The 25,489-nt window shown below is 58.4% G+C and carries 30 protein-coding genes; 11 read left to right on the top strand and 19 right to left on the bottom strand.

All coding sequences use genetic code 11. The features are described 5' to 3' along the window. The first annotated feature begins 97 nt into the window (after positions 1-97). Entirely contained in the window at positions 98-328 is a 231-nt protein-coding gene (locus tag BW974_RS10985; RefSeq protein ID WP_076430151.1) for an Lrp/AsnC ligand binding domain-containing protein, read from the top strand. 30 nt (positions 329-358) lie between these two features. On the opposite strand, the gene pdhA is transcribed toward BW974_RS10985, so the two are convergent. The 3 genes from pdhA to BW974_RS10970 form a co-directional block, all read right to left on the bottom strand. Beyond that, positions 359-1,405 (bottom strand): pyruvate dehydrogenase (acetyl-transferring) E1 component subunit alpha, encoded by a 1,047-nt coding sequence (gene pdhA, locus BW974_RS10980; RefSeq protein WP_076430150.1) that lies wholly within the window; start codon positions 1,403-1,405, stop codon positions 359-361. A 470-nt stretch (positions 1,406-1,875) separates the two neighbouring features. Continuing rightward, positions 1,876-2,193 carry a cupin domain-containing protein gene (locus BW974_RS10975; protein WP_076430149.1) on the bottom strand — a complete coding sequence of 106 codons (318 nt, stop codon included), beginning with the start codon at positions 2,191-2,193 and terminating at the stop codon, positions 1,876-1,878. Positions 2,194-2,217: 24 nt separating this feature from the next. Then, positions 2,218-2,580, bottom strand: coding sequence for a DUF8142 family protein (locus BW974_RS10970; protein WP_245799993.1), 363 nt, complete (start codon positions 2,578-2,580; stop codon positions 2,218-2,220). A 30-nt stretch (positions 2,581-2,610) separates the two neighbouring features. Here BW974_RS10970 and BW974_RS10965 point away from each other — a divergent pair, with 30 nt between their 5' ends. Further along, positions 2,611-3,282, top strand: a complete 672-nt coding sequence (locus BW974_RS10965) for an MBL fold metallo-hydrolase (RefSeq protein WP_076430148.1) — start codon at positions 2,611-2,613, stop codon at positions 3,280-3,282. A gap of 290 nt (positions 3,283-3,572) precedes the next feature. On the opposite strand, the gene BW974_RS10960 is transcribed toward BW974_RS10965, so the two are convergent. The 4 genes from BW974_RS10960 to pyrG all read right to left on the bottom strand — a co-directional run bounded on the left by BW974_RS10960 (position 3,573) and on the right by pyrG (position 6,965). Continuing rightward, positions 3,573-3,974 (bottom strand): GNAT family N-acetyltransferase, encoded by a 402-nt coding sequence (locus BW974_RS10960; protein ID WP_076430147.1) that lies wholly within the window; start codon positions 3,972-3,974, stop codon positions 3,573-3,575. A 68-nt stretch (positions 3,975-4,042) separates the two neighbouring features. Beyond that, positions 4,043-4,363 (bottom strand): DUF7126 family protein, encoded by a 321-nt coding sequence (locus tag BW974_RS10955; protein ID WP_076430146.1) that lies wholly within the window; start codon positions 4,361-4,363, stop codon positions 4,043-4,045. Continuing rightward, a complete protein-coding gene (guaA, locus tag BW974_RS10950; RefSeq protein ID WP_076430145.1) occupies positions 4,363-5,280 on the bottom strand; it encodes a glutamine-hydrolyzing GMP synthase in 918 nt (305 codons plus the stop codon). The genes BW974_RS10955 and guaA overlap by 1 nt, the downstream gene beginning before the upstream one ends. Next, positions 5,280-6,965 carry a glutamine hydrolyzing CTP synthase gene (gene pyrG, locus BW974_RS10945; protein WP_084186232.1) on the bottom strand — a complete coding sequence of 562 codons (1,686 nt, stop codon included), beginning with the start codon at positions 6,963-6,965 and terminating at the stop codon, positions 5,280-5,282. Before pyrG ends, guaA begins: the two co-directional genes overlap by 1 nt. A gap of 977 nt (positions 6,966-7,942) precedes the next feature. Here pyrG and BW974_RS10940 point away from each other — a divergent pair. Then, positions 7,943-9,076 carry an acyltransferase gene (locus tag BW974_RS10940; protein ID WP_076430144.1) on the top strand — a complete coding sequence of 378 codons (1,134 nt, stop codon included), beginning with the start codon at positions 7,943-7,945 and terminating at the stop codon, positions 9,074-9,076. A gap of 486 nt (positions 9,077-9,562) precedes the next feature. Here BW974_RS10940 and BW974_RS10935 read toward each other — a convergent pair whose 3' ends face one another. Then, positions 9,563-10,159, bottom strand: a complete 597-nt coding sequence (locus BW974_RS10935; protein WP_076430143.1) for an alpha/beta hydrolase — start codon at positions 10,157-10,159, stop codon at positions 9,563-9,565. Between the two features lie 54 nt (positions 10,160-10,213). On the opposite strand from BW974_RS10935, the gene BW974_RS10930 reads away from it, so the two are divergent. Together BW974_RS10930 and BW974_RS10925 are read left to right on the top strand one after the other, a co-directional pair. After that, positions 10,214-11,068 carry a PspA/IM30 family protein gene (locus BW974_RS10930; protein ID WP_076430142.1) on the top strand — a complete coding sequence of 285 codons (855 nt, stop codon included), beginning with the start codon at positions 10,214-10,216 and terminating at the stop codon, positions 11,066-11,068. 98 nt (positions 11,069-11,166) lie between these two features. Then, the gene (locus BW974_RS10925) at positions 11,167-12,207 is read left to right on the top strand and encodes a DUF7972 family membrane protein (RefSeq protein WP_076430141.1); all 1,041 of its coding nucleotides are present in this window, start codon (positions 11,167-11,169) and stop codon (positions 12,205-12,207) included. 492 nt (positions 12,208-12,699) lie between these two features. On the opposite strand, the gene thrS is transcribed toward BW974_RS10925, so the two are convergent. Next, on the bottom strand, positions 12,700-14,622 hold the full coding sequence (gene thrS, locus BW974_RS10915) for a threonine--tRNA ligase (protein ID WP_076430139.1): 1,923 nt from the start codon (positions 14,620-14,622) through the stop codon (positions 12,700-12,702). A gap of 302 nt (positions 14,623-14,924) precedes the next feature. Here thrS and BW974_RS10910 point away from each other — a divergent pair, with 302 nt between their 5' ends. Together BW974_RS10910 and BW974_RS10905 are read left to right on the top strand one after the other, a co-directional pair. Continuing rightward, positions 14,925-15,185, top strand: a complete 261-nt coding sequence (locus BW974_RS10910) for a hypothetical protein (RefSeq protein ID WP_076430138.1) — start codon at positions 14,925-14,927, stop codon at positions 15,183-15,185. 63 nt (positions 15,186-15,248) lie between these two features. Then, a complete protein-coding gene (locus BW974_RS10905; RefSeq protein ID WP_076430137.1) occupies positions 15,249-16,013 on the top strand; it encodes a M14 family metallopeptidase in 765 nt (254 codons plus the stop codon). An 11-nt stretch (positions 16,014-16,024) separates the two neighbouring features. On the opposite strand, the gene BW974_RS10900 is transcribed toward BW974_RS10905, so the two are convergent. Both BW974_RS10900 and BW974_RS10895 read right to left on the bottom strand, forming a co-directional pair. Beyond that, complete coding sequence (locus BW974_RS10900; RefSeq protein WP_076430136.1) at positions 16,025-17,062, bottom strand: dipeptide epimerase; 1,038 nt, start codon at positions 17,060-17,062, stop codon at positions 16,025-16,027. Then, positions 17,059-18,072, bottom strand: a complete 1,014-nt coding sequence (locus BW974_RS10895; protein WP_076430135.1) for an N-acetyltransferase DgcN family protein — start codon at positions 18,070-18,072, stop codon at positions 17,059-17,061. The genes BW974_RS10900 and BW974_RS10895 overlap by 4 nt, the downstream gene beginning before the upstream one ends. A 173-nt stretch (positions 18,073-18,245) precedes the next feature. Between BW974_RS10895 and BW974_RS10890 the strand changes: the two genes are divergently transcribed. Together BW974_RS10890 and BW974_RS10885 are read left to right on the top strand one after the other, a co-directional pair. Then, positions 18,246-19,121, top strand: a complete 876-nt coding sequence (locus tag BW974_RS10890) for a homoserine kinase (RefSeq protein WP_076430134.1) — start codon at positions 18,246-18,248, stop codon at positions 19,119-19,121. Between the two features lie 63 nt (positions 19,122-19,184). After that, positions 19,185-19,391, top strand: a complete 207-nt coding sequence (locus BW974_RS10885) for a hypothetical protein (RefSeq protein WP_076430133.1) — start codon at positions 19,185-19,187, stop codon at positions 19,389-19,391. Between the two features lie 10 nt (positions 19,392-19,401). Here the strand turns inward: BW974_RS10885 and BW974_RS10880 are convergent, their stop codons facing one another. The 3 genes from BW974_RS10880 to BW974_RS10870 form a co-directional block, all read right to left on the bottom strand. Beyond that, complete coding sequence (locus tag BW974_RS10880) at positions 19,402-20,289, bottom strand: Vms1/Ankzf1 family peptidyl-tRNA hydrolase (RefSeq protein WP_076430132.1); 888 nt, start codon at positions 20,287-20,289, stop codon at positions 19,402-19,404. Positions 20,290-20,348: 59 nt separating this feature from the next. Next, entirely contained in the window at positions 20,349-20,606 is a 258-nt protein-coding gene (locus BW974_RS10875; RefSeq protein WP_076430131.1) for a hypothetical protein, read from the bottom strand. Positions 20,607-20,680: 74 nt separating this feature from the next. After that, positions 20,681-21,214, bottom strand: a complete 534-nt coding sequence (locus BW974_RS10870) for a DUF5815 family protein (RefSeq protein WP_076430130.1) — start codon at positions 21,212-21,214, stop codon at positions 20,681-20,683. A gap of 178 nt (positions 21,215-21,392) precedes the next feature. On the opposite strand from BW974_RS10870, the gene BW974_RS10865 reads away from it, so the two are divergent. After that, entirely contained in the window at positions 21,393-21,620 is a 228-nt protein-coding gene (locus BW974_RS10865) for a hypothetical protein (RefSeq protein WP_076430129.1), read from the top strand. Between the two features lie 105 nt (positions 21,621-21,725). On the opposite strand, the gene BW974_RS10860 is transcribed toward BW974_RS10865, so the two are convergent. The 4 genes from BW974_RS10860 to BW974_RS10845 all read right to left on the bottom strand — a co-directional run bounded on the left by BW974_RS10860 (position 21,726) and on the right by BW974_RS10845 (position 24,220). Continuing rightward, positions 21,726-22,139 (bottom strand): DUF7124 domain-containing protein, encoded by a 414-nt coding sequence (locus BW974_RS10860; RefSeq protein WP_076430128.1) that lies wholly within the window; start codon positions 22,137-22,139, stop codon positions 21,726-21,728. A 57-nt stretch (positions 22,140-22,196) separates the two neighbouring features. Further along, positions 22,197-22,454 carry a DUF7979 domain-containing protein gene (locus BW974_RS10855; RefSeq protein WP_076430127.1) on the bottom strand — a complete coding sequence of 86 codons (258 nt, stop codon included), beginning with the start codon at positions 22,452-22,454 and terminating at the stop codon, positions 22,197-22,199. A gap of 75 nt (positions 22,455-22,529) precedes the next feature. Beyond that, positions 22,530-22,739 carry a DUF7979 domain-containing protein gene (locus BW974_RS10850; RefSeq protein WP_076430126.1) on the bottom strand — a complete coding sequence of 70 codons (210 nt, stop codon included), beginning with the start codon at positions 22,737-22,739 and terminating at the stop codon, positions 22,530-22,532. A 233-nt stretch (positions 22,740-22,972) separates the two neighbouring features. Next, entirely contained in the window at positions 22,973-24,220 is a 1,248-nt protein-coding gene (locus tag BW974_RS10845; protein ID WP_076430125.1) for an NAD(P)/FAD-dependent oxidoreductase, read from the bottom strand. A 171-nt stretch (positions 24,221-24,391) separates the two neighbouring features. Between BW974_RS10845 and BW974_RS10840 the strand changes: the two genes are divergently transcribed. Beyond that, positions 24,392-24,976 carry a DUF6149 family protein gene (locus BW974_RS10840; protein WP_076430124.1) on the top strand — a complete coding sequence of 195 codons (585 nt, stop codon included), beginning with the start codon at positions 24,392-24,394 and terminating at the stop codon, positions 24,974-24,976. 3 nt (positions 24,977-24,979) lie between these two features. Here BW974_RS10840 and BW974_RS10835 read toward each other — a convergent pair whose 3' ends face one another. Beyond that, positions 24,980-25,447 (bottom strand): universal stress protein, encoded by a 468-nt coding sequence (locus tag BW974_RS10835; RefSeq protein ID WP_076430123.1) that lies wholly within the window; start codon positions 25,445-25,447, stop codon positions 24,980-24,982. Positions 25,448-25,489: the final 42 nt, after the last annotated feature.

The following is a 25,489-nucleotide window of genomic DNA, read 5'->3' as shown; positions in this document are numbered from 1 at the left end:
ATTTCGAGGTCACTCAAACCGTATCACAAGGCAGGTATCTCGCGTCGTGTTTCGAATCGGGCAAAGGTTTTTCTCGCATGGTAGAGTATCACACACCATGGTTCACGCATTTATCATGGTCAACACCGCCGCAGGAAAGTCTCAAGGACTATTGGATTCGGTGCGGGACTTGGACGGCGTCGGAGAGGCCCACATCGTCGCGGGAGACTACGACATCGTCGTGGAAGTGGATGCAGAAGAAGTGTACAACGTGCTTCAAACGTCTTCGTCGGACATTCAGGGGTTGGACGGCGTCGTGGATACGAAAACGTACATCGCAATCGACTGAGCGGAAAACTCTGTTCGCGATTTCAGCTTTTCAGTGGTCGAGTTCGTACACGTCGTTCGTTTCGAGGAACGAGTCCAACCAGCCTTTCTGCTTGCGCAGTCGGGGCGGTACGTCGGCGTATACTCTGTCGAACACGTCGTGGGGGTCGGGGTCTTCGACGGATTCGGCTTCTTCGACCGCTTCTTCTAGCGTTTCGTCCGCTTCCTCGTGAACCTGTTCGACGAACTCCTCGTCGATAACGTCCTGCTGTTTGAGCCACGATTCGTAGCGCTCCAGTGGGTCGGCTTTCCGCCACTCAGGCAGGTCACGCTCTTGGTCTTCGTACTTGCTCGGGTCGTCGCTTGTCGTGTGGGCACCTTGTCGGTAGGTCAGGCTCTCGACCAAGACGGGTTTTCCTTTGCGGGCCGAATCGAGCGACTCGGCGACCGTTTCGCGCACAGCGAGTGGGTCGTTGCCGTCAACCTGCACGCCCTCGAATCCGTAGGCTTCGGCTTTTACTGCGATACTGTCGCTCGCGGTCTGTTTGTGGCGCGGGAGGCTGATTGCCCAGTTGTTGTTCTCACAGAAGAAGACGACCGGTGCGTCGAAGACGCCTGCGAAGTTCATTCCCTCGTGGAAGTCGCCCTCGCTGGTCGCCCCGTCGCCGAAGTAACAGAGCACCGCGTTCTCCTCTGCGCGGTAGTTCATCCCCATGCCGACGCCCGCCGCGTGGGGAATCTGGGTAGCGATAGGAACCGCCTGCGGGAAGTTCGGCACGTCGTGGCCGGAGTTGTACTCAGGTCGCCCCAGTCGGAACAGCAGAATATCGCTAATCGGGACGCCGCGCGCAGCCTGCATCGCGTTCGAGCGATAGGTCGGAAAGAGCCAGTCGTCGTCTTCCATCGCCAGCGCGGCACCGACCTGCGAGCCTTCCTGACCACGGTACGGCGGCCAACTGCTCATCCAGCCCCGGCGCTGGAGTGCGATTGCGCGCTCGTCAAATCGTCGGGCGAGAACCATCTGTCTAAACGTCTCGCGGGCGGCCTCGGCGGAAAAGGGCGTCTCGGCCAGTTCCCGCTCTCCGATGATTCGGTTCATGCCCCCGGCAATGTAGTCCGGTTTCAAAGCCGTTCCGAAAGCGGTTACCGAGAATCGTGGGATTGTGTGTCGTTGGAGAAAAGTTCAACCGAACTGGGACTGTCAAGGCTCGTTTTGAAAGTAAAATCCCATGGTTTCGAATAGGAATCCGAACTGATCGTCTTGTGTATATCTCTGATACAGTGCGTCGGTTTCGTGTGTGATACAGAGAAATTGATTGCAGTGCTGTGAACGTTGCTGTTGCTAGGCGTAATGGACGCCCGAACACGGTCAGTCGCTCGTGGCTCCGCCACTCGCTTCCGCCCCTGTTCGCCCGTGCCCGGCCGAACCAGCCGGCGGACGAGACCACCTTTGGCTGTTGGAAGGCCGAGTTTTCACGAAAATGGCAGGCCGCACTTAGATTGGGTGGGGCCAGACATGCACGAATGAACGAGCATACCGAGCAGGCGCGGAGCACCTGCCGTCAGCGTTCACGGAAGTGGGCAGAGACTCGCCGTGAAAATCACGGAGTCGTCCGTTTCGTTCCGCGCACCGTGAACCACGCCGCGCTCGTGGAGGACGACGCCGGGGGCGGAGACGACTTCTTCGGAATCGTCCTGAATCACGGTCACGTCGCCCTCCAAGATGTGGAAGACGTTCGTGCTGTCGCCGTGCTCGTGGGGTGAGAGTTCCGCGCCGGGACCGAGGGCGAACGCCTTCACGAGCACGTCGTCGGTGACGACCAGTTCGGCGGTCTGGACTTCCTCGTCGTCGGGATTCAAGTCGAGGTCTGCGTAGCGGTCGAACATACCGGGAAAACGGCGGGTCGGGACTTAATCAGACTGGTCGGTTGCGGCGCGGTCGGCGTCGTCACTGTTATGGTCACTGCTGGTTTCGTCCGCCTCATCCTCTCGATAATCGGCGTGGTCGGTGATGAATCCGGATTTGAACCCAATCCAGCCGATGACGCTGATGAACAAGATTGGTGGGAGAATGGCGAAGCCCCAGAGTGGTTCCATCCCCCACCAGAGGATGAGCGCGAGGTTGAGCAGTCCGAGAATGAGGAACGGGGCGATGGCCTTCGCCGCGCGCTTTCTGTCTACCTCGTCCGACCTGTCCAGCAGTGACGAACCCATATCCAATGCTCGGTGTCCCACGACCAAAAACTGTCCGTTCGCTTCGTCTTCCCGCCCCACGCTCAAGTGACTCGCCGTCGTAGCGCCGTCATGGCGACCCAACTCGCGGACGGCCTCTGGTGGTTCGACCTCGGGCGCGTGAACGCCTTCCTCGCGGACGACGACGGCGATTTGACGCTCGTAGACGCCGGAACGCCTTTCGACAGCGGCGACATCGCTCACGGCGTCAGCGAAGCGGGCTACGGCGTGAACGACATCGACCGCGTGCTGGTCACGCACTACGATTTCGACCACGTGGGCGCGCTCTCCCGACTTCCGTTCGAAGCGCCCGTTTTCGTCGGCAAGGCGGACGCGCCGATTCTCTCCGGAACCGAAACGCCCGACTGGCAAAACCACAAGGGCGCGCTTCAGCGCGCGGCGGGGTCGCTGGTTTCCGCGCCCGAAAACGAAATTCGCTCGGTCGAAGACGAGGACGAAATCGGGAGTTTCACGGCCTACGCCACGCCGGGGCACTCGCCCGGCCACGTCGTGTACGTCAGCGAAAAACTCGATGTCGCCTTCCTCGGCGATTTGGTGATGGAGGGCCACGGGAAACTGAAACCCTCGTCGTGGGTCATCAGCTACGACACAGACGACGTGCGCGACAGCATCGTCTCGCTGGCGGAGCGCGCCCCGGAGTTCGAAGTCGCCGGAATGGGCCACGGGGTGCCCTTCATTCGGGGCGGGAGCGAGCGACTGCAGGAATTAGCTGAAACGTTGTGATGGGTAAAAACGGTCTGTACAGCGACCCAACCAAACACCACGGCGCGTGCTTCCACAGGCCCGAGGAGTTCACCTCCGAGGGCTTGTGGTGAAGTCGCGCGAGGGATGAGCACCGGAGCAAAGCGAGGAGCGCAATCGGTTGGGGAGGTGTGTGGGCTGATGCGGTGCGGAAGCGGTTTATCATTAGAGTCGTGAACTGCAAACAGCGACTCAGCAACCTCTATAGCCACAGACAGCAACTCAGAACCCTTCGAAGATACAAACATCAACGCAGGAACCTCCTCACGCTTTCACATTCGCTGGTACATCCCACGCGAGACAGGCGCAGTGTACTCGAAGCCGAACTGCTCGTAAAAGCCCTCCACGTCCGCCATGAGATTGACATACGCACCCTTTGGCGCGTTCTCGTCCAGATACTCCATCAATCGCTCCATCATTTTGGAACCGAGGCCCTGCCGCTGGTGGTCTGGATGCACGGCCATATCGCCGATTTGGTACACCGAACCGCCATCGCCGATAATCCGGGCCATGCCGACGACTTCACCAGTCTCATCGACCACCGTCACGCCGAAAACGGAGTTCGGAAGCCCCTGTTCGACTGCCTCCCTGCTTCGGGATGCCATGTCGGCGGCCTCGCGCAAGGCGATGAACTCCTCGACTGTCGGCAGTTCGTCACGAACGTTGTAAGTCATGAAAAACCGTTCCTCGGGAGAGCGATTAGTGCTTCCTGTTTCGGCCGTTTTCCCTTTCCGTTTTCTCTCTACGCAGTCAGTTCTTCCGCGACTGCGTCCGGCGTCAGCAGGTTCGGGTCAATGATGAGGTCGGCCTGACTGCGGGCGAACTCCGGAATGCTGTTTTCGTCGTAGACGACGACACGGATTTTCGGGTTCACGTCCTTCGCAACTGCGATTGCGGTTGCCTGCCCGACATCGGTGAGGACGAACAGGTCTGCGTCGTGAATGCCCGCGTCCTCCATTGCGGGCCGGGAGGCGATACCCTCTACGTCGGTCGTTTCGACGCCCTGTGATTCCAGCGCCGTGCCGAATCCGTCTTCGTCTGGGCCTGCGATAACTGCGCGCATCACTCGTACTCGATGGTCGCCGGAGGTTTATGTGTCACGTCGTAGACGACGCGGGCGACGTTCTCGTTCTGTCCCGTGATGCGCGACTGGATTCGTTGGAGCGTCTCCCAGTCGAGTTCCTGCGCTCTGGCGGTCATGCCGTCGCGCGATTCGACCGACCGCACCGCGACAATCCAGCCGTGAACGCGGTTGTCGCCTTTCACGCCGGTTCCCTTGCCGACGACGGCGGCGAACGCCTGCCACGGGTCGTACTCTTCCAGTTCCTCTTCGACGACGTGGCACGCTTCGCGGGCGACTTGGGCCTTCTCGCGGGTCACTTCGCCGATGACACGAACTGCGAGTCCGGGACCAGGGAACGGCATTCGTTCCGCGACGATGTCCTCCAATCCGAGAGCGCGAGCGACCTCGCGCACCTCGTCCTTGTACAAGTCGCGGACGGGTTCCACGATGCCGTCGAAATCCACCAAGTCAGGCAAGCCGCCGACATTGTGGTGTGATTTGATGCCGCCTTCGCTCTCGATTCGGTCGGGATAAATCGTCCCCTGCACGAGGTAGTCGGCGTCCGTCTCCTTGGCCTCGCGTTCGAACTCCCGGATAAACTGCTCGCCGATGACGGCGCGCTTTTCCTCGGGGTCGATGACGCCCAACAGCGCGTCCAAGAACCGGTCTTCGGCTTCCACGACTTCGAGCGACTCCATGTAGGAGAACGTCTTTCGAATCTGCTCGGTCTCGCCTTTCCGCATCAGGCCGGTATCGACGTAGACGGGTGTGAGTTGGTCGCCAATTGCTTTGTACGCGAGTGCGGCGGCGACGGACGAGTCCACCCCGCCCGACAGCGCGATGATGGCGTGCGAGTCGCCGACTTCGTCTTGAATCTCCGCGACCGCTTCCTCGATGAATTTCCCAGTTTCGACCATTATGCTTTGACCTCCTCTCGCGCTTCCGCGTCCGAATTTCCGTTTCCGTTTCCGTTTTCGTTTGCTTTCTCTTCGAGCACCCCGTCCAGCAGACCCACGAACGGCGGACTCGCCCTGTCAGGTCGGGAACGGAATTCGGGATGGAACTGCGTCCCGAAGAAGTAGGGATGGTCGTCCAGTTCGAGGATTTCCATCCGGTTTCCGGCGCGTCCGGAGAAGACGAGCGGTTCGCCGTCGAAATCCTCGAAGTACTCGGGATTCACCTCGTAGCGGTGGCGGTGGCGCTCCGTACAACTCGTGTCGCCGTACACTTCGTTGGCGAGGGTGTTCGCTTCGATGTCCGTCTCGTGTGCGCCGAGACGCATCGTGCCACCCATGTCCTCGATTTCGTACTGCTCGGGCAGGATGTCGATGACGGGGTGTGGCGTGTCGCCGTCGATTTCCGCGGAGTTCGCGCCCTCTAGTCCGAGGACGTTTCGGGCGTACTCCACGACAGCCATCTGGAAGCCGAGACAGAGGCCGAGGAACGGAACGTCGTTTTCGCGGGCGTAACGAATCGCCTCGATTTTACCTTCGGTTCCGCGACTGCCGAACCCGCCGGGGACGACGATTCCGTCTGCCTCTTTGAGACGTTCTTCGTGGTCGTCGTCCATCTCGTCGGAATCGACCCACAGGACGTTCACGTCAATGTTTTTCTCCAGTCCGGCGTGCTTCAGCGCCTCGTGGATGGACATGTAGGCGTCTTCGAGCGCGTACTTTCCGACGAGTGCGATATCGACTTCGCCCTCGGTTTCCTGCGTGACGAGTTCGCGCCACGCGGTGCTTCGTTCCTCGCTCGAAACCGCTCGGTCTTCGAGGGCAAGTTCTTGCATGACGTAGTCGTCCAACCCTTCTTCTTCGACAATCAGCGGGACGTGGTAGATGTCCTCCACGTCTGGGTTCGAGAAGACGGCGTCCGTCGGCACGTCGCAGAAGAGCGCGATTTTCCGCTTCGTTTCCTCGTCCAATCCGTCGTCACAGCGTCCGACCAGTACGTCGGGTTGCAGGCCGATGCTCCGCAGTTCCTTCACGCTGTGTTGAGTCGGTTTCGTTTTCTGCTCGCCGTTTTTCGAGTACGGAACGAGCGTGACGTGGGTCAGCAGGAAGTCCTCTTCGTCCTGTTCCGTGGCGAACTGGCGCAGGGCTTCGAGGAACGGCATGCTCTCGATGTCGCCCACGGTGCCACCCACTTCTACGATACACACGTCGTGGCCTTCGGCGGCCTCTCGGATTCGGCGCTTGATTTCGTCCGTGATGTGCGGGATAATCTGGACGGTCTTTCCGAGGTAGTCGCCCGCGCGCTCCTTCTCGATGACGTGTTTGTACGCTTTTCCGGTGGTGACGTTGTGGTCGAACGTCATATCGATGTCGAGGAATCGCTCGTAGTTGCCCAAATCGAGGTCAACCTCGCCACCGTCTTTCAGGACGTACACTTCTCCGTGCTGGTAGGGATTCATCGTCCCCGCGTCCACGTTCAGATACGGGTCGATTTTTACGGCGGTCACGTCGAACCCGGCGTTTGCGAGCAGTCGGCCAGTGCTCGCGGCGGTGATGCCTTTGCCAAGTCCGGACATGACGCCCCCTGTGACGAAAATGAACTTCTCCCCCATCTCGGGGTCGTAGCCTGTCTCGGGGTCAGTCGGCATACTGATGTTCCGCAATCGTTCTTCAAAACCATTTCGGAGAGGGGCCGGTTCGGTAGGGGGTGGCATAGGTTAGTTGTGGTGATGGCTGGTTTCAGGAGTGATTAGACAAGGAAGAGGTGCTTGGTTTGAAACTCCCGGAGCTGTGTGGTGTTGATACTATGTAAGATGTGTGATTGCATATTTTTGCTCCGTCGAGATCCTTAATGAGGTCGTGCTGTACACAGGGCACGTATCTACACCGTTTCGGACTTGGTGAAGCGAATCGGTTGAGAGAAGACACCGAGAGTGCTTCTCAAGTAGCAGGTTCGAAATCTCTGTTACCACAGTTGCACGACCCGTTCGTCCCTATCGGACGATAATTCCCGTCCGTCGCCTCTTGTGCCGGATAGATATCCCCGCACTCGGTACATTTTGCAATTACGGTAGGTTCTCCCCCGTTTTCTGGACGTTTCTTGGTCATGCGTTCGTAGGACGATAGGTGATTGTCTTCCTGTTACTCACATCGTCACAACAGGAAATATAGATTTTTTATATATGGCAGATAGATAAATTCTCCCAGAGAAAGAACTTCTCACCCGCTCCGAAGGACATCCAGAGAACTCCTTCCTGCGACTTCCAAACGTCGAGGGTTGTTTGCTATGCACATGCTCTGTATTTAGCACGCCATTCCTATCTCGCTCTAAGGTTTTCAACAGAACTGCATTTTCGATCTTGTCGATAGCTGATGCCGACTCCGAACGAAGCCACCGGAATATCTTTGCTCTTCTGAAGTTCCGAAAACCCTTACTTTTCCGTAGCTTGCAAGCGCTTCACGTTGTTCACCCGTGAAATCAAAGCTGTTCGATGAAAAGCGGCCGGCACTGAACGCCTCCGTCTCGAAGCCCAACTCCTTGATACAAATTAACTCGGTTTCCCCGACAATATCGGAGGCAATTTAAATAGCGGGGAATGATTCCTCAATGGACCTTTGAGATACGATGAGTAAGCGAATCCACAGCATAGATGCCCTCCGAGCAGTTGCGATATTTTTCATCGTCATAGCACACGTTCAGCCGTTTCGCGGCTTCGGAACGTACGGGAATTACATTTTCTTCGTGATAGACACAATCGGTCAGTTCGACGTTGCGTTCTTTTTCCTAACGTCCGGATACTTCCTCGCAAAGACGGTGAATGCCGACAACGTCACACCTAGGGTGGTCGGCTCCGTCCGGAAACTCGGCTCGATATACGTGTTCGGGAGACTCCTCTCCGTGACGGCGGTAATCGGTCTCGCGTTGTTCCACGGCGTTCCTATCACGAATGCCCTCGTCAACCGTGGCATCGAAAACATCTCCGCAATCGACCTCCTGTACTTCGGAAGCGCTCTTTCCGTCCCACTGTGGTTCCTGACAGCGTTAATTTACTCCCTCGTTTTCGTCGCTTGCTTCGTCAAATTCAGAAAAACCCGCTATCTACTGCCCGTTGCCGCGCTTTTCCACGTCGTTGGTCTTATCGGCATGAATTACGGAATGCTCGTTGACGTGCCGTTCCGAACGCGGGATGCCCTCTTCTTCGGATTCTTCTACGTCGCTCTCGGATACCACGTCAGCTCGATTGACTGGACGCCGAAGGAAAATCGCAGTCACATCTATTTTGCGGCGGTCTGTGTCTTCGCAGTAGCCCAACTCGTCGAGCAGTACGCGATTGGCTACATCATCCGTGACAACGTTCTTCGCCACGGAATCTACTCGACGGGGTACACCATTTCGACGATATTTTTCGTTCTCGCGCTCTTTGCATACGTGCTCTCGAACCCACAGTGGGGCAAGAATACGATTCTCCCGAAAATAGGGCGACACGCCCTCGGAATATATCTGCTTCACGTTCCGGTAATGCGTCTCCTCCGGTCGATGAACAGAGTTTGGCGTCCGGGGATTGGAATCGACCTCACGTCGACGCTTCTCTGGCAGTTGGCTCTGACGCCACTCGTCTACGTTCTTTCGCTGGGAATCTATCTCCTCATGGCGAAGATGCACGTCATCGAACTCGACGGCAGTCATACGCCGTGGTTAGACCGTCTCTGGTCGCATGGCCGGGGTTTGGTGCAAGGGAGAAATCCGAACGAGAATTGATGCCGGCTTCAAGCAGAGTTTGCGATAAAATCGACAGTGAGCGACTGAAATTGGTATGGGGGTGTCGCTAGCTATTGCCGACTCCAATCATCCCGCCTCCGCACCGTAACGGCCACACCTTCCCCAACCGATTCGCTCACTCGCTGGCACTCGTTCACTCATCCACCGTCAGAGGCAAGCTCTGACGAGCCATTCGCTCACTCCTTCGTCGCTCACGAAGACCTCGCACGCTTTTACTCAACTTCTCGGACGTGGAGTCCTCCAAGCCTCGTCAGCGTGCGCCACATCGCTTGGTTAGCCAACCGGAAGGGTGGCGCCAGCGCGTTCACACGAGGGGAACGAGGCGACGTAGTCGCCTCGACAGCGAATAGCGCGGAACGAAGTTCCGCGGACAGTCGAGCGGCAGGGCCGCGAGACGACGTCGAAGCCGTGAGTCGTGAGCGAAGCAAACAATCCAGTTTCTGCCGAACAAAACCCTCTGTATCCTCAAAACTGTCCAACGAAGAATTCGCCCAACCGCTGTGCCACCTTCTTCTCTTGCCCAACAAAGAAATGGTCGGCGCTGAACGCCTCCGTCTCGAAGCCCAATTCTTCTGCGCGCTCCACGAGGAGTTCCCAGTTCGCGGTGTCGTCCCGAGTCGCGTATAGAATCTTCAACGGAACCGAAATCCCGTCTAAAACCTCCACTGCATCCAAATCGTCGGTCAACCGGGACGCAGGCGCGAGCAGTCCAATCACATCCACTGCTTCATCTGCCCCTGCAAGCGTCGCAACTCCGCCGCCGAAACTGAACCCAAAAATTCCGACCGAATCGTATCGCTCCCTCGCCCATCGAATCGCATTCCGAGCGTCCTCGCGCTCGCCGTAGCCTTCGTCCCAATCGCCGTAATCGAATCGTAGGCAGGCGATTCCGTGGTCGGTGAGATATTCGCCGAGGGCGACGAGTCGGTTGTCGCGCCGATTCCCGTTGAACTGCGGATGGGGCGGACACGCGACTACAATCGTATCGGTTTCGCCCTCCGGTGTGTCCAAGGTGGCCCGAACGTCCCGCGCGCCGGGGACGACGACTTTGTTCGACTGCATGAGGGCGTGTTAGCTTGGTGAGGATTTTAAGGGTCGGGTTCTGAATGTAGATGTATGGGAGTACTTTCACGCATGTCGTACGTCATCCGCTCGAAGATAAACGCCGTCCTCAACAGGGCAGAAGACCCGACCGAGACGCTCGACTACTCCTACGAGCAGATGCGAGACGAACTGCAAGACGTGAAGAAGGGCATCGCCGACCTGACCACCCAGAAAAAGCGCCTCGAAATCCAGAAGCGCAATCTTGAAGAGAACGTCGAGAAGCACAACGGGCAAGCGCGGGAGGCCGTTCAGCAGGGCCGCGAGGATTTGGCCCGGAAAGCGCTGGAGAAGAAAAAGCAGAAGATGAACCAAATCGAGGATTTGGAGGGTCAAATCGCACAGCTCCAGAACACCCAAGACAACCTCGTAGAGAAAAAGGATACACTCCAAAACCGCATCGAGGAGTTCCGTACCAAAAAGGAGAGCATGAAAGCGCGCTACGAGGCCGCCGAAGCGAACAGTCGCGTCTCGGAAGCCATGACGGGCGTCGGTGACGAAATGGAGGACGTTTCGCGCTCCATCGAGAACGCGGAGCAGCGTACCGAGGAGATGGAAGCGCGCGCGGAGGCGATGGACGAACTTCACGACACGGGTGCGTTCGACGACGCGCTCTCGGACAAAGACCAACTCGACCGCGAACTCGAAGAGATGCGAACCGGTGGGGAAGTCGATTCCGAACTCGACACCCTGAAAGCCGAGATGGGAATGGAAGACGAACCCGAACCGGAAGTTGAGGCGGAAGCGGAAACACAAACCGACTCCAGCGAGGAGGACATCGACCTCGCAGACCTCGAAGCGGAAGTCTCGGCCGAGGAGACGGAAAACGAAGTCGAAACAGAACAGGCCACCGAGGAGAACAACTCGTAAATCGGCCATTCTCCGTTTCGGTAACTACCCAACAGCTCTGCCGGTAGTTGTATCCCCCGGCAACAGTCTATTTGAGTCCCCTTACCCTCACAGACTATATGAGCGATTCAGGTGGTAGTTCCCAACCCGGCGATACGATGCGGGAACGAGTAGACGAGAGTCGGCGAAAGTTGTGGATTCTGATGGAAGCCAACCGGTGGGGTGTCGCTGGTGGTATCCTGCTCGCGTTTTTTCTCTCGCTGGTGATTCTCGGTATTCTCGACCCTTCGCCGCTTCAACAGTACATCGGGCCGAGCGATGACGCCGTGGACACCGTGTTTCAGGGCTTCATCGGCGCGATTATCACTGGCGTGACGCTCGTCGTGACGCTGAACCAACTCGTCCTCTCGCAGGAACTCGGCCCAGTCGGCGACCAGCGCAGTCGGATGAAAGGCGCGATGGAGTTCCGGCAGGACGTCGAGGAACTACTCGACGTTCCGACCGCGCCGCCGGAACCGGCGTCGTTCATGGAGGCACTGATGAACGAAACCGAAGACCGCGCCGAGGCACTCGCGGACGCGGTGGAGGAGAGTCGGGACGAGGAACTAAAGGACGAGATTCGAAGCTACGTCGATGGACTGGCCGAGAACGCGGAGGCGGTGAGCGACCGCCTCGAAGGGACGCAGTTCGGAACGTTCGACCTGCTCTCTGCTATCCTCAACTTCAACTACTCGTGGAAAATCTTCCTCGCGCGCAAAATCCGGAATGAACATGCGGACGCGCTCACAGAGGAAGTGGACGAAGCATTCGATGACATCATCGAATCGCTGGAGTTCTTCGGCCCGTCGCGGGAACATTTCAAGACGCTCTATTTCCAGTGGGAACTCGTCAACCTCTCGCGGTCGATGCTGTACACCGCGATTCCGGCGCTCGTCGTCACTATTTCGATGATAATATACTTCGACGCGAGGGCAATTCCGGGCAATACACTGGGAATCAGCAACGACATACTGGTCGTGAGTTTGGCGTGTACGATTGCGGTCGTTCCGTTCGTCATCCTGCTCTCGTACATCCTCAGGATTGCGACGGTGGCGAAGCGGACGTTGTCTATTGGGCCGTTTATTTTGCGAGAGACGGCACGAAGCGACGAATTGGAGTGAGGTTGGTTGGTAGGTGATTTCTTCGATATTTCTTAGAGATGGCGTGCTGCATACAGATGCTGTATCCATCAAACTAATGTCAGCTAAGAAGAAATCTCCGCTCATGCCTTCCGAGACAACCACGCTCCTTCGATCGATTCGTCAGTGGCTATTAGTCGCCGTGTTTCTGCTCGGTATCGGAGTAATTACGTCGACTCATATTGGCTATGTCCAAAACAGTGTTCAGATTTTATATTGGCAGAGCCTCGTGTTCAGCATCGCAGGCGTCCTTGGCGGTGTCGTCGCCGCTGTTGCTGGTCTGAAAATACTCGGAAGCTTTTCACAGTCTACGTCTGGCGGACAGCAAACTGAGTAGTCATATCTAATCACTCTGTCCATCCTGGTTTGGTTCGTCACATTACTGCATACGCACCCTCCATTCAGCAATACTGCCAAAATCTATCCGTAATCGAGTAGTTCGAAAGAACCGATTAAAATTGTAGACGACTCGCCTCAGTCGAGGAAGTCGATTTCCGTCCGCTTCTCCTCACGCTCCGATTCCAGATGCTCACGGAACGACTCCAACGAAACGTCCTTCTCTTCGCGCTCTTTACGGTCACGAACCGAAATCGTGCCTGCTTCCTCTTCGTCACCACCGACGACAATCATGTACGGCACGCGGTCGTCGTGGGCCTGCTGAATCTTGCGCCCGACCGTCCACGAACGGTCTTCGACTTCGACGCGGAAGTCGTCCAGTTCGTTTTTGATGCGGTGGGCGTAGCCGAGGTTGTCGTCGCTGACGGGGAGGATGCGAACCTGTTCGGGCGAGAGCCAGAGCGGGAACTTCCCGTTGAAGTGCTCGATGAGCACCATGAAGAAGCGCTCGTAGCTACCGTACAGGGCGCGGTGAATCATCACCGGGCGCTCGCGCTCGTTGTCCTCGGTGACGTATTCGAGGTCGAATCGCTCGGGCATGTTGAAGTCGAGTTGCACCGTCGGGCCGTCCCAGACACGCCCGAGGGCGTCCTCGAAGCCGAAGTCGATTTTCGGGCCGTAGAACGCGCCGTCGCCGGGTTCGATGTCGTAGTCCATCGAGGAGGATTCCAGCACGGATTCGAGTTGGGCTTCCGCGTTCTCCCAGAGTTCGTCGCTTCCGACGGATTTCTCGGGGCGGGTCGCCAGCGCGACTTCCACGTCCAAATCGAACGTCTCGATGACCTCGAAGATGAGGTCCATCACTTGTCGAATCTCCCGCTCGATTTGGTCGGGACGGACGAACAGGTGGCCGTCGTCGATGGTGAACGACCAGACGCGCGAGAGGCCCGAGAGTTCACCGCGCTGTTCTTTGCGGTAGACTTTCCCGTTCTCGAAGTACCGAACTGGCAGGTCGCGGTAACTCCACGTGTCTTGGTCGAAGATAGTCGCGTGGCCGGGGCAGTTCATCGGTTTGAGGCCGTACTCCTCGTCGTTCACGTCGAGGAGGAACATGTCGTCCACGTAGTTGTCGTAGTGGCCCGATTTCTTCCACAGTTCGGTGCGGAACAGATGGGGCGTTTCGACTTCGTCGTAGCCTGCCTCACGATTCAGTTCGCCTGCGAAGTCCGACAGTTCCCGCAGAATGGTTTTTCCGCTCGGATGGTACAGCGGCAGACCCGGGCCAGTCGTCTCGTCAATCGAGAACAAGTCCATCTCGCGTCCGAGTTTGCGGTGGTCGCGCTCTTCTGCTTCCTCCATGCGCTCCAGATAGTCGTGGAGGTCGCCCTCGCTGGCAAACGCGGTGCCGTAGACGCGGGTCAGCGTGTCGTTTTCCTCGTCGCCGCGCCAGTAAGCCGCCGAGGTTTCGAGGAGTTTGAAGCCGCCGATTTCGCCGGTCGATTCGACGTGCGGCCCTTTACAGAGGTCGGCGAACTCGCCTTGTTCGTAGAACGACAGTGGGTCGTCGTCCGCCGCCTCGGTGTCGAGAATGTCCTGTTTGTACTCGTTGTCCTCGTACAGGTCGAACGCCTCTTCGCGGGATTTCTCGACGCGTTCGATGTCTAAGTCTTCCTCGATGATGTCGTGTGCCTCGTCCTCGATTGCTTCGAGGTCGTCGCTGTCGAGTTCGACACCGGAGATGTCGTAGTAGAATCCCTCGTCCGTCCACGGGCCGATTGCGAGTTTTGCCTCGGGATGGAGTCGCTGGAGAGCTTGTGCGAAGACGTGGGCCGCAGAGTGGCGGAGCACGTCCACGTACTCGTCGCTCTGGTCGGTGACGATGACGAGTCGGCAGTCCTCGGAGAGGGGCATTGCCTTGTCAACCAGTTCTCCGTCTACGACACCTGCGACCGTGTCCTTGCCGAGTCCCGGGCCGATTTCGTAGGCCACGTCCTCTACGGTTGACCCGTCCTCCATCTGGAGTTCGGAGCCGTCCGGAAGCGTGACGACGATTTCGCTCATGGGCGCAGATACGGGACAGGTGCAAGATAAGTGTGTTGAGACGGACGCGAGGAAGTGGATTTTCAGGCATTGTTTTCACCGCTCTGATTTTGGATTTTGATATGAGGTAATTGCTTGTTTCGTGGGGTTTGGTTCTGCGCTGTTTGCAGTATGTTTTCAAGTTACGTCTGTCGTTGCCAAGTCGTGACTACCTAGCGACAGAACTGAACTCACGAAAATCACTCCCAATCGGACTCAAAATCCCTGCAACTCTCGACCGATTCGGCGGACAACCTGATACTCGACAAACCCGTAACACCTCCATGCGACGACTGCCAGCAAAAGAAGACGAAAGCAAACCGGTGTTCAACGTGGACGACGAAAAAGTCGGTATTGTCACCGAGGTGAAAAATGGTATCGCCTACGTTGACCCCCATCCGAGCCTCCTGAACGAGTACAAGATGCTCCTCGGATGGAAAGACGACTCGAAGGAAATCTACCCGCTTCCGAGGGACGCAATCGCGGAAATCACGGACAAGGAGGTTCGCCTGCAAACGCGCGATTCGGAACACGAAGACGACTGATCAATTGGACGATGGCCGAAATCCACAGTCTCAAGTAGTATCACTGCGTGCCACTCGCTGTCAATGCACGTCGAAACCGTCGGCGACGGGACGCCGGAACTCGCCGTGGTAGCGTGCCTCCACGGAAACGAACTGTGCGGGAAAACGGCAGTCGAGCGCGTGCTGGCCGAAAATCACAATTTCCGCAGACCGGTTCGGTTCGTCGTGGCCAACGAGGAGGCAATCGAGAAAAACGTCCGCAGCATCGACGAAGACCTGAATCGTGCCTTTCCTGGCGACTCTGATGGAAAAACCCACGAATCCCGACTCGCGGCGGAACTGCTCCCGCAAGTCCGGGATTGCTCCGTTCTCGACCTTCATTCGACGCGCTCGCATCCCGAACCCTTCGCGCTGGTCGCGCAGGTGAACGAGCAAACGAAGCGACTCGCTCGTGCGACGGGTGCGCCCCGCGTAGTCGATGTCAGCTACATCGCTGGCGGCCTCATCGACTACGTTGACGGGGTCGCAGTCGAGTGCGGACTCCGGGGAAGCGAGCGAGCAGACCGAAACGCAGAGCGCGTCCTCCGCAATTTTCTGGGTGAGATGGGCGCAGTCGATACCCTGTCGGACGCGGGCGACCCCGAACTGTATCGTATTTTCGCCGTTGTCGAAGGCGGCGACTACGAGTTCGTCGGGGAGAACTTCGTCCGCGTCGAGGCGGGCGAGACGTTCGCCAGAAAGAACGGCGAGGAACGCCGCGCAGAACGGGCGTTCTATCCGGTGTTGATGTCCACGGACGGGTATGAGGATATTCTCGGGTTTCAGGCCGAACGAGTCGGCAAACTCTGAGGGCGAACTGATTACTGTTTTTGCACGCCGGTTCCGGGTCGCCCGGTTTTGAGGCCGATACTCCCGTTCGGCATCGGGACGCCCTCGTACTCGTCCTCTGAAAGGAGAAGCGACCCGTCCAAATCCGCGTAGTCGAGCAGCGGTGCGAGGTGGCAGGCCGCCGCAATGCTTGCGTTGCTCTCTATCATACAACCGAGCATGACCTCCATGCCGTGCGCTTTCGCGGTGTGAATCATCCGCATCGCCTCGCGGAGGCCGCCGCATTTCATCAGTTTCAGGTTGGCGATGTCCGCCTGTCCGGCGATTCGCGGAATGTCTTCGAGGGTGATGCAGGATTCGTCCGCCGCAATCGGTAGGGCGGAGCGTTCACGGACGAATCGCATTCCGTCGGGATTTTCGGCGGGAATCGGTTGTTCGACGAACTCCACGTCGTACTCCGCGAGCACCTCGATTTTACCCACTGCTTCGCGGGGACTCCACGCCTGATTCGCATCCACGCGAATCGTCGCATCGGGAGCCTCGTCTCGGATTGCACCGACGATTTCCCCGTCGCGGTCAGTTCCGACTTTCACCTTCAACGTGTTGTATCCGGCTTCGACCGCCTCCGCCGTCTTCTCGCGCATGACTTCGGTTGTGTCGATGCCGATGGTGAACGACGTTTCGAGCGTGTCCTCGGGGTCGAGTCCCCAGTAGCGATACAGCGGCAGGTCGGCCCGTTTCGCCACGAGGTCGTGGAGCGCGATGCTCACGGCACAGCGCGCGGCCGGGTTTCGGTTTACCGTCTCCTTCATCTCGCGCTCGATTCGGGCGAGTGCGTGGGGGTCGTCCACCGATTCCACCACATCCAAGAGGTCGGGCATGACGGCCTCCACGGTGTCTGCCGTCTCGCCGTAATGTTTGGAGGGTGCGGCCCCGCCGACGCCGACGTTCCCCTCGTCGTCCTCGATTCGGACGACGACGTTGTCGGCGGTCGTCTGGGTGCTCCGCGAAATCGTGAAGGCATGTTCTAGCGGGAGCGACAGTCGTTCGTACTCCGTCGAGAGCGTCATAGAATCGCCTCCAGAACGGCATCGGCGTCGAAGCGAACGAGGTCGTTCGCGGGTCTGCCGAGTTCGGATTCGTAGGATTCGACTGCGTCGCGTGCGGATTCGTCGTCCTCGATTCCGGATGTGTTGAGCGCCCCTGCGACGATTTCGGCCTCTTGAACCGGTTTGGCGAGGTTTTCGTACAGTGAAACGTACTCCTCGATGGACGGGAGCGAGAACGATTCGTAGCCGTGGATGACCTCTTTGCCCGCCTCGTGGCAGAGGACGAGTTTGTCTGCCATTGACCCGTGAAGAATCCCGCAGGTCACGGCGGAGTAGGCGGGGTGGACGATGCTTCCTTGTCCTTCCACGAACAGGTAATCGTAGTCGTCGCCGCGCTCTAGAATCATCTCCTCTACCGCACCGGCGGTGAAGTCGCTGACCACGCGGTCGATTGGGTTGCCCCAGCCGTCGATCATGATTCCGGTTTGGCCGGTCGGGATGAATCCGGCGTTGATTCCGCGCTCTTCCGCCGCTTCGAGCAGTTCGAGCGTCACGGTCATCTTCCCGACGGAGCAGTCGGTGCCGACCGTCAGCACGATTTCGGCGTCCACTTCGTTCGCAATCCCTTGGCTGACCGTCAGGTCGTCGTGCGGTTTGCGCACGTCCCAAATCTCACAGTCGTTCTCTTCCGCAAGTCGGGCGAACTCCTCGTCGTTTTCGAGGAAGTAGTGGAGTCCGGAAATCACGTCACAACCGCGGGAGAGAGCGGTCCGAACGTCATCGCGCCACGAATCGTCGAATCCGCCGCCGATGGGTGCGATGCCGATAATCAGCGCGTCCACATCCCCTACGTCGTCCATTCCGGCGACGATGGGTGCGTCCTGTACGTTCGGTAAATGGTCACTCACGCGCTCGCCGGGTCGGTCGCGGTCGAGAATCGCCTCAACTTCGTAGTCGGCGTAGCGAAGGATTCCGACCGCGGTTTTCGCGCGACCGGGGAACTTCTCGTGAGCGAGTATGGCCACCTGCATGCGTGTGCGGTGGTGGTACGGTAGCTTAAAGCCCTGCCCTAGCGGTAAGGGGATTTCAGCGCGTTGTCGGGTTTTTGATGGTGACCGACTCTTAAACGAATCTACCTTCCACCCCAACACGCAAATCCCGATGCTAGGCGAAGGTTTTTCAACCAGTCTTTTAAACGTAAGCCATGGTCACTGTGCGGGCACCTGCGACGAGCGCCAACCTCGGAAGCGGCTTCGACGTGTTCGGACTGGCGCTTGAGCGACCCGCAGATGTCGTCCGAGTCGAACGCGCCGACGAGACGACGATTGAAGTCACGGGCGTCGGACGACAGTACATTCCGGAAAATCCGGCGAAAAACACCGCGGGCGTCGTCGCCGAGGAACTCGACGCGCCCGCCCACATCGAAATCAATAAAGGCGTCCGTCCGTCGTCCGGACTTGGTTCGTCCGCCGCGAGCGCCGCTGCCGCCGCAGTCGCGCTGAACGAACTCTACGACCGCGGACTTACGCCGACCGAACTGGTTCGCGTGGCCGCGGAGGGCGAGGCCGCCGTTTCCGGCGAGGCGCACGCCGACAACGTCGCACCCGCCATTCTCGGCGGATTTACCATCGTCACCGACGAGGACGTGACGCAGGTCGATGCTTCGATTCCAGTCGTCGCCTGTCTCCCAGAAATCGTCGTTTCGACGCGGGATGCCCGACAGGTCGTCCCTCAATCCGTCGAAATCGACGAACTCGTCTCCACGGTCGGCGACGCCGCGACGCTCACCGCGGGGATGTTCCGAAATGACCCCGAATTAGTGGGAAAAGGACTACGCAACAACTCCCTCACTGGGGCACGCGAATCGCTCATCAAGGGATTCGACGCGGTGCGGGAGTCCGCACTTTCCGCAGGTGCGACCGGGGTCGCGGTTAGTGGTGCAGGCCCGAGCGTCCTCGCCGTCTGCCGCGAGGGCGGACAGAGTTCGGTCGCGAGTGCGATGCTTGACGCCTTTTTCGACGCCGGTGTCGAAGCGCGGGCTTACCCAACGTCAGTCGGCAGCGGTGCGGCGATTTTGTGATGACGATACGCTGCTCCTACAAACAGCGTAACAGCCACGGTGTTCCGTCAGAAAGGTGATGGTATGACGGACTCAGACCGTTGCCCTGACTGCGGTGTCACTCTCGAATCGGTCAAATTCGGGATGAACGACGCGTGGAAACCGCATGTGAAAACGAACGAGCGCAAGGAGGGTTTGCTCGGGTCGCTCGGAATGAACGAAACGAAATCCGTTCGAACGCGAATGTGCCCCGAATGCGGCCGGTTGCTGTTCCACGCCGAAATCGAGTAGCCAGCGCAAGCTAAATCCGATACAGACGCGTCGTCCACAGTTCCCGAAACGCATCTTCCAACGCTTCGTCCGGGTCGCCAGTTGCATCGACCGGTTTCGTCCGCCGGGCTTCCTGTCGAAATTCCGGAAGCAGTGTCCGCTGGCCGACGACGTACAACTCCTTTGCCTCCCGATTTTCTATTTCCTCCCGACAGCGTTCCAGATGCTCGTCTATCTGGGCGTCCCGTCTCCGTTCGAATCGCCCTTGCGAAAACCCACCTTTCGAGTGGTCGCTTTTCACGTCGCTCTCGAAGCCCGTAACGGTCTGCTGTTCGCGCCCCTCGTACTCACCGATAGCGAACAGGTCGGAGCGAACGAGCGCCAGCGCGAATTTGCCTTCCGGTCGGAACCAGTCGGTTTCGAACTCGAAGCCGTCGCCCCACGTCACGAACGGTTCCGGAGGATTCGGCGGAACGAGGACACCGCTGACGAGTCCGGCGTCGTCGGTCGCGACGACGCCGGGAACCGCACGAGAAACGAGTGGTGCATGGTCACCGAACGCCTCCCGAACTTCGTCGGGGAGGTCGCCATCGACCATGGCCGTCAGCGCACCTTCCGGTGCCGCCTCGACCGAACTGAGTCGGGAGAGAACCGAATCGAGTCGCTTTCCGCGAAGGGTTTCGACGCCGCGAAAATCGAGGTCGCCGTCGTCGCCCTGCAGTCGTTCGACGCGGTCTTCGAGTTCCTCGATGCGGTCTTCGAGGCGGTTAACTCGCTCTTCCGCCTGTTGTCGCTCGGTGACCGCCTCCGCTCGGCGCTCCTTTTCGGCGTCTCTCTGTCGTTCGAGATGATGTTTCTCTTCTTCGAGGGCGTCGATTCGTTCTTTCAACTCCGCGCGCCCGAGCAACTCGTCCAACATCGATTCGAAGCGCGTGGGCTACGCTCTTGTAGTTTGGTGTGTCGATGAAGAAGAAAATACTACAGATTTCCGCCGATTTGGTACTGATACGGTGAGGAACGAATCACAGTTACACCGCCGTACTGGGCCTGTCGTCCGAGGACGGTTGCGACTTCGTGCGCGCTCTCCAACGTTCCGGCGTGGTTTTCGTGGTTTTCGTCGAGTTCGCCGTGTTCGTCGAGCAGCGTGAGGATTTCACGCGCAGTGAGGGGCTGGTCGGTTCCGGCATCCGCGATGACCGCCTGAATCCGGTCGAACTCCTGCCCACGAGCGTACATATTTCACACTGGTCATGTATCCACTTTAATCTTCAGTCAGACGCGCGTCTGACTGGCCACGAAAGGGACTGACGCTACGCAGGGCGGTCGTGCGGCCCGGTGAAATCTCGTTCTTTTCGGTACTGGTCTACGAACTCCGCCACGTCGAAGTTGAGCATATCCGCCTCGAACTTACTCATCGCGTCCTCGTCCTCGGCGTGGCTGACGGCGTGTTCCATCAGCTCCACGATGAGTTCTACGACGATTTCGTGGAGTCGTCGGGAATCGAAGTCGGTGACCCACACCATTCCGTAGCCGACTTCGGGGTTTTCCACCATGTCCTCGGCGACGACCTCGCTCGGGAACTCCTCCAGCACGACGCCCATGATATGCAGGGTTCCAAACTCCCCGGCGTCGTCCGTCGTTTCGACGGTTTCGCGAAGGATGTCCACGAGAAATTCCGGAACGAATCGTGAGGGCGGGTGGATGTCCATCACGACTGCGTGGGATTCGCCGCAGTCGCAGTCGTACTCGCGCATTCCCATGTCGAGTTCGTGGACGGCGACCGACTCGCCACATGGGAGGTCGAGTCTCGCGCCTTTGCCTCCCGGTACGCGCGGTTCTGCCATGGCTCCCTGTTTGTCCTTTACGAGTTTAAACGGCGTGATTATCGCTCGTCATCTCTTTGTCGCCATTAGAACACGTAAACTGACCGTAGAGGTAGCGAACAGTATTCCTCGGTTCGAACAGTTCGGAATATATTGCCATCTTAGCGAGCTACTTACTGGTGGAACAATATGACCTGCTATGGCACAGGCAAGCGAGGTTCCCGACCAACTGCAACCCACCGACGAGCGAATCCTCCGACTGCTCTACGCCGAGGGCATACAGGTTCGACTCGACATCGAGCGACGACTCTCCCTCCCCGGTTTGCTGACGGCAAGACGGTGTCAGGTGCTCGCCGACCGTGGCCTCGTCCGGAACTCGAACTGGTGCTGTTACGAGATTACCGAACTGGGTCGCCAATCGCTATAGAATGGCGGACTATGGAAGTTATTTTCTGCTGTGACTGTGAGCCAGCAATCACTATCTTGCCCAATCTGTCGAAAACGCTCCTGAAAACTCCTCACAACCCGATTGCTAGGGCCAGTCGTCGCGCACGTCCTCTTCGACTCCAGCGTCGTCGCCGTCGTCGTCCGATGCGAGCGTCCAATCGGCGGCCTCCGCGGCGTCTTCGACGTGCAGGAACTCCCAGTCGTGGTCTTCCGCGAGTTCGCGGTCGTCGTCGGTGATGCCGACGAAGACGTGGCGGTCGGTGTCGAACTGCGACCGGACGCTGTCTAAACTCTCGGCTTTTCCTTTCGGTCCGGAGAAGAAATCCTGCCGGATGCGGTTCTTTCGGGTGAAGTTCGTCACCACGTAAGTCGGTTGGTCGGAGATGACGCCGACGTACTGCGTCCAGCGGCGGGCGTCGTCGAACACCGTGCCGGGACTTGCCAGTGCTTTGAGCGCCGACAGTTCGAACGCCAGCGTCATCTCTCCGCTTCCGTTCATGTCCTTACATCCCGTCCTGCCGGAGAAAACGGCTTCGGTTGTTCCGCCGTGGCTGGCTTACGCGAGGTCGATTCGGTAGTAGTCGTTGAACACGACGGTCGTGTCCCTGCTAATGTCGTCCGCCAACGTCCGCGTAATCGGCACGACCGACTCCTCGCCATCGAACTCCGTCAGCAGGGTCTGTGCTTCCTCGCTTAGTTCATCGAAATGCCGGACTCGCGTCTCGGGGGCCACGGTTTCGGTTCGGCGGACGACGAGGCTGTTCGCTCCACCACTCGGCACGGCGTCAACGCTAGTTGTCGTGTTCGAAGCCATTGATATATGATACCAAATGTCGTGGTGCTTCTTAAACGTTGCGGCAGATACTACACAAAAACAATAAAAAATTGGTTATGAAAGAGATATTTGATAGTATCCAACGTATTTGACGAACTCGCCGTCGCTGAACTGGAGTGCGGTTTTCGCGTCGAGGGCTCGTTCGCCACGCTCGACTACGCTGGGAAACTGCTGTTTGGCACTTCCGTCGAGTTCGTCGTACTGTCTGACGTGCGCGTCGTCCGGAATCGTCTTCGTCGGTTTGACTGTTATCGTTGGGTTCACGATATCACTAGACTGGTGTGGTCTTTGATAACAATTAGCGGGTTACTGCTTAAATCTTCACTCCGTGACAACTATTACTATCAGAAATTCACAACGAAGTAGTAACTACTGTAATCGTTTGCTCGCCCGCAAAACGACTCACTCGGAACTGGTTTCCAACCGACAATCTCGAAACTGACCGACTCGAATCTACCGTTTCGACGCCTGACCGACTCGAATCTACCGTTTCGACGCTACTGTTCCTGCGGGAGTGCGAGCTTTTCCGGGTCGAACTCCTTTTCGAGCAGGATGTCTTTCTGGTCTGCGACCTCGACCTCGTTCCGGATGAGGTCTTTGTACTTGCCCTGCGGGGCGATGTCGCCGATGAGAACGCCGCCGATGAGTTTGCCGTCTTTGAACGAGAGACGCCGCCATTCGGTGTCGCTGTACTTCTCCTCGCATTCGTCGTCGCCCATCGTCGGGAAGCCGAAGGAGAGGAACGGGAAGTCGAAGTGTGTGATAGAGTAGGAGGACACCCAGCGGAACTCCTCTTTTTCCTCGTCGGAATCTGCGACCATGTTCTTGCCAGCGACGGCACCCTGCTGTTTCGCACTGCCCCACGACCCATTCTGGGCGTACTCGTCCAGAATCACGTCGTAGTAGCGCGTAATGTCGCCAGCGGCGTAGATATCTTCGACGTTGGTCTGCATATACTGGTCGACGACGACGCCGTTGTCCGTTTCCACACCGCTCCCTTGGAGGTATTCGGTGTTGAAGTTGAGACCGATTGCGATGCCGACGAACTCGCTGTCGTACTCGTTGTCGTCCGCGTCCAGCGTGGCGACCACGTTACCGTCGTCGTCCGTCTTGAACCCGTTGACGCCGCTTTCGAGAACCGGCGTGACGCCCTTCTCTTCGAGCGCGTCGTGGATGATTTCCGCACCGTCTACGCTCAGGCCGTAGCGCCACCAGCGATTACCGCGCATGATGTAGTGGGCGTCAACGTCCTGCTCGCCACAAATCGCGGCGAGGTCGATGCCGAGCAGACCGGCACCGACGACGACGCCGGTCTCTGCCTGTTCCGCGTTCTCTGCGATTGCTCGGGCGTCTTGGAACGTCCAAAAGTGGTGGATGCCGTCTGCGTCGCTGTTGTCCACCGGCAGTTGGGTTGGCGTCCCGCCTGTGGCCACGAGCAGTTTGTCGTATTCGAAGGTGCCGCTGTCGTGGGTGTGGACTTCGTGTGCGTCCGCGTCGATGTTCGTGACGAACGTGTTCAGTTCGAGGTCGATGTCTCGCTCGTCGTACCACTCGGGTTCGTGGATGGAAATCGGTGCTTCGGGGAGTTTGCCTTTGGCGAACTCCTTGATGAGAATCCGGTTGTAGAGGGCTTCGCCCTCGTCGGTAATGATGGCAACGTCAGCGTCGGGTTTGGCTTCGCGGATGGTCTCCGCCGCGGAACTGCCCGCGATACCGTCGCCGATGATTACGTACGATTCGCTCATGTGGGAGAAGTTCTGCGTCAGGGTTAAAGTGGATTGCTATCTCGATATTGGTGCCAAACGCCAACACGCTCATTTTCGTCGCGGAACGATGTCTCGATTCCACACAATCTCACTCGCCACCCCGACGAGTGTGCCGGGACGTTTTAGACGCTCGCGTTCCAAGCCTCGTCCATGAAAATCCGTCAGAACGCACGTCACTTCGCGTCGAGAAAGGCGCTCGAACTCCCCGTCGTGAGCGACGTGGTGAAGTCGAAACTGGTTGACCTGCACACGAAAATCTTTCTGAAGAAGGCCGCCCCCGAGCATCAAGAAGAACGCAGGGAACGCCTCGATGCCTTCTTCGGTGCGACGATGGACTCCTATCTCGCCGCACTTCAGGAAGGTGCCCCGGAGGCGGAAGCCCGCGAAATCACGCACATTCAGGCCAACTTCGACTTCTACAACCACGGCTGGACGGAGATGATGGAGTTCCCCGGCGACGAACTCGAAGACCACTACGAACGCTACGAGACGTTCTTCGAGCGCCACGGAATCACCATCGCCGACCCGCTCGGTGAGTTCGAACCGGAGGAGATGCCCGAAGCACCATCGACGCCGGAAAAATTGGATAACCCCGAACACCCTCACGCCGAAGGTGGCTTCGCGGACGACGTGTACGTCGAAGGCGACGACGGCGAGGTCAGAATCGGCGGCCAAGACGAACCCGACGACGTGGACATCTCGGATGCGGTCGGCGTAGACGAAGGAGAGGCGTAGAAATCAGTTTTCGTCTCCGTTCCCGCGTTCCCCGACCTCTTCCCCTTTCCCGAGTCGAACACAGACCACGGGAACCATCGCCCGCCGGACCACTTTTTCTGTGACGCTGCGGCGAAGCGGATACCGGATACCGCCGCGACCGTGCGTCCCCATGACGATGAGGTCGATGTCCCGGATGTCGGCGTAGTCGAGAATCGCCCGGTGTGGTTTTCCCTCGGCAATCGAACCGGCAGTCGTTCGGATGTTGCGCTCTTCCGCCCGCTGAATCACGTCTTCGACCATCTCCTGCGATTGGGCTTCGAACTCGTCGAACATCGCTTCACGCGCTTCGTTCTCGTCCGCTTCGTCCGTGTCCACGACGGAGACGGTGTACAGGCCTGCACCGTAGGTTTCGGCCAAATCGAGTGCGTGTGGAATCGCGTTTTCCGCCGCTTCACTCCCGTCGATTGGGATGAGTATTCGTTCGTACATCGGTATTCATTCGTCACTGTCTCGCATAGAATTGTTGTGTAT

The organism is Haladaptatus litoreus (genome assembly GCF_900156425.1).
Taxonomy (GTDB): Archaea; Halobacteriota; Halobacteria; order Halobacteriales; family Haladaptataceae; genus Haladaptatus; species Haladaptatus litoreus.
Note: the sequence above shows the minus strand (reverse complement) of the source record. Positions and strands in the feature narration are given on the sequence as shown.

Bases quoted from the DNA above. Each gene is read 5' to 3' on its own strand.
- BW974_RS10955 (WP_076430146.1), bottom strand. From the start codon at position 4,363: ATGCGCGCAGTTATCGCAGGCCCAGACGAAGACGGATTCGGCACGGCG.
- pdhA (WP_076430150.1), bottom strand. From the start codon at position 1,405: ATGAACCGAATCATCGGAGAGCGGGAACTGGCCGAGACGCCCTTTTCC.
- BW974_RS10880 (WP_076430132.1), bottom strand. From the start codon at position 20,289: ATGTTGGACGAGTTGCTCGGGCGCGCGGAGTTGAAAGAACGAATCGAC.
- guaA (WP_076430145.1), bottom strand. From the start codon at position 5,280: ATGGTCGAAACTGGGAAATTCATCGAGGAAGCGGTCGCGGAGATTCAA.
- BW974_RS10905 (WP_076430137.1), top strand. From the start codon at position 15,249: ATGCACGTCGAAACCGTCGGCGACGGGACGCCGGAACTCGCCGTGGTA.
- BW974_RS10840 (WP_076430124.1), top strand. From the start codon at position 24,392: ATGAAAATCCGTCAGAACGCACGTCACTTCGCGTCGAGAAAGGCGCTC.
- BW974_RS10870 (WP_076430130.1), bottom strand. From the start codon at position 21,214: ATGGCAGAACCGCGCGTACCGGGAGGCAAAGGCGCGAGACTCGACCTC.
- BW974_RS10855 (WP_076430127.1), bottom strand. From the start codon at position 22,454: ATGGCTTCGAACACGACAACTAGCGTTGACGCCGTGCCGAGTGGTGGA.
- BW974_RS10940 (WP_076430144.1), top strand. From the start codon at position 7,943: ATGAGTAAGCGAATCCACAGCATAGATGCCCTCCGAGCAGTTGCGATA.
- BW974_RS10885 (WP_076430133.1), top strand. From the start codon at position 19,185: ATGACGGACTCAGACCGTTGCCCTGACTGCGGTGTCACTCTCGAATCG.
- BW974_RS10845 (WP_076430125.1), bottom strand. From the start codon at position 24,220: ATGAGCGAATCGTACGTAATCATCGGCGACGGTATCGCGGGCAGTTCC.
- BW974_RS10930 (WP_076430142.1), top strand. From the start codon at position 10,214: ATGGGAGTACTTTCACGCATGTCGTACGTCATCCGCTCGAAGATAAAC.
- BW974_RS10895 (WP_076430135.1), bottom strand. From the start codon at position 18,072: ATGCAGGTGGCCATACTCGCTCACGAGAAGTTCCCCGGTCGCGCGAAA.
- BW974_RS10910 (WP_076430138.1), top strand. From the start codon at position 14,925: ATGCGACGACTGCCAGCAAAAGAAGACGAAAGCAAACCGGTGTTCAAC.
- BW974_RS10960 (WP_076430147.1), bottom strand. From the start codon at position 3,974: ATGACTTACAACGTTCGTGACGAACTGCCGACAGTCGAGGAGTTCATC.
- BW974_RS10975 (WP_076430149.1), bottom strand. From the start codon at position 2,193: ATGTTCGACCGCTACGCAGACCTCGACTTGAATCCCGACGACGAGGAA.
- BW974_RS10985 (WP_076430151.1), top strand. From the start codon at position 98: ATGGTTCACGCATTTATCATGGTCAACACCGCCGCAGGAAAGTCTCAA.
- BW974_RS10925 (WP_076430141.1), top strand. From the start codon at position 11,167: ATGAGCGATTCAGGTGGTAGTTCCCAACCCGGCGATACGATGCGGGAA.
- thrS (WP_076430139.1), bottom strand. From the start codon at position 14,622: ATGAGCGAAATCGTCGTCACGCTTCCGGACGGCTCCGAACTCCAGATG.
- BW974_RS10965 (WP_076430148.1), top strand. From the start codon at position 2,611: ATGGCGACCCAACTCGCGGACGGCCTCTGGTGGTTCGACCTCGGGCGC.
- BW974_RS10890 (WP_076430134.1), top strand. From the start codon at position 18,246: ATGGTCACTGTGCGGGCACCTGCGACGAGCGCCAACCTCGGAAGCGGC.
- pyrG (WP_084186232.1), bottom strand. From the start codon at position 6,965: ATGCCGACTGACCCCGAGACAGGCTACGACCCCGAGATGGGGGAGAAG.
- BW974_RS10835 (WP_076430123.1), bottom strand. From the start codon at position 25,447: ATGTACGAACGAATACTCATCCCAATCGACGGGAGTGAAGCGGCGGAA.
- BW974_RS10900 (WP_076430136.1), bottom strand. From the start codon at position 17,062: ATGACGCTCTCGACGGAGTACGAACGACTGTCGCTCCCGCTAGAACAT.
- BW974_RS10865 (WP_076430129.1), top strand. From the start codon at position 21,393: ATGGCACAGGCAAGCGAGGTTCCCGACCAACTGCAACCCACCGACGAG.
- BW974_RS10935 (WP_076430143.1), bottom strand. From the start codon at position 10,159: ATGCAGTCGAACAAAGTCGTCGTCCCCGGCGCGCGGGACGTTCGGGCC.
- BW974_RS10875 (WP_076430131.1), bottom strand. From the start codon at position 20,606: ATGTACGCTCGTGGGCAGGAGTTCGACCGGATTCAGGCGGTCATCGCG.
- BW974_RS10860 (WP_076430128.1), bottom strand. From the start codon at position 22,139: ATGAACGGAAGCGGAGAGATGACGCTGGCGTTCGAACTGTCGGCGCTC.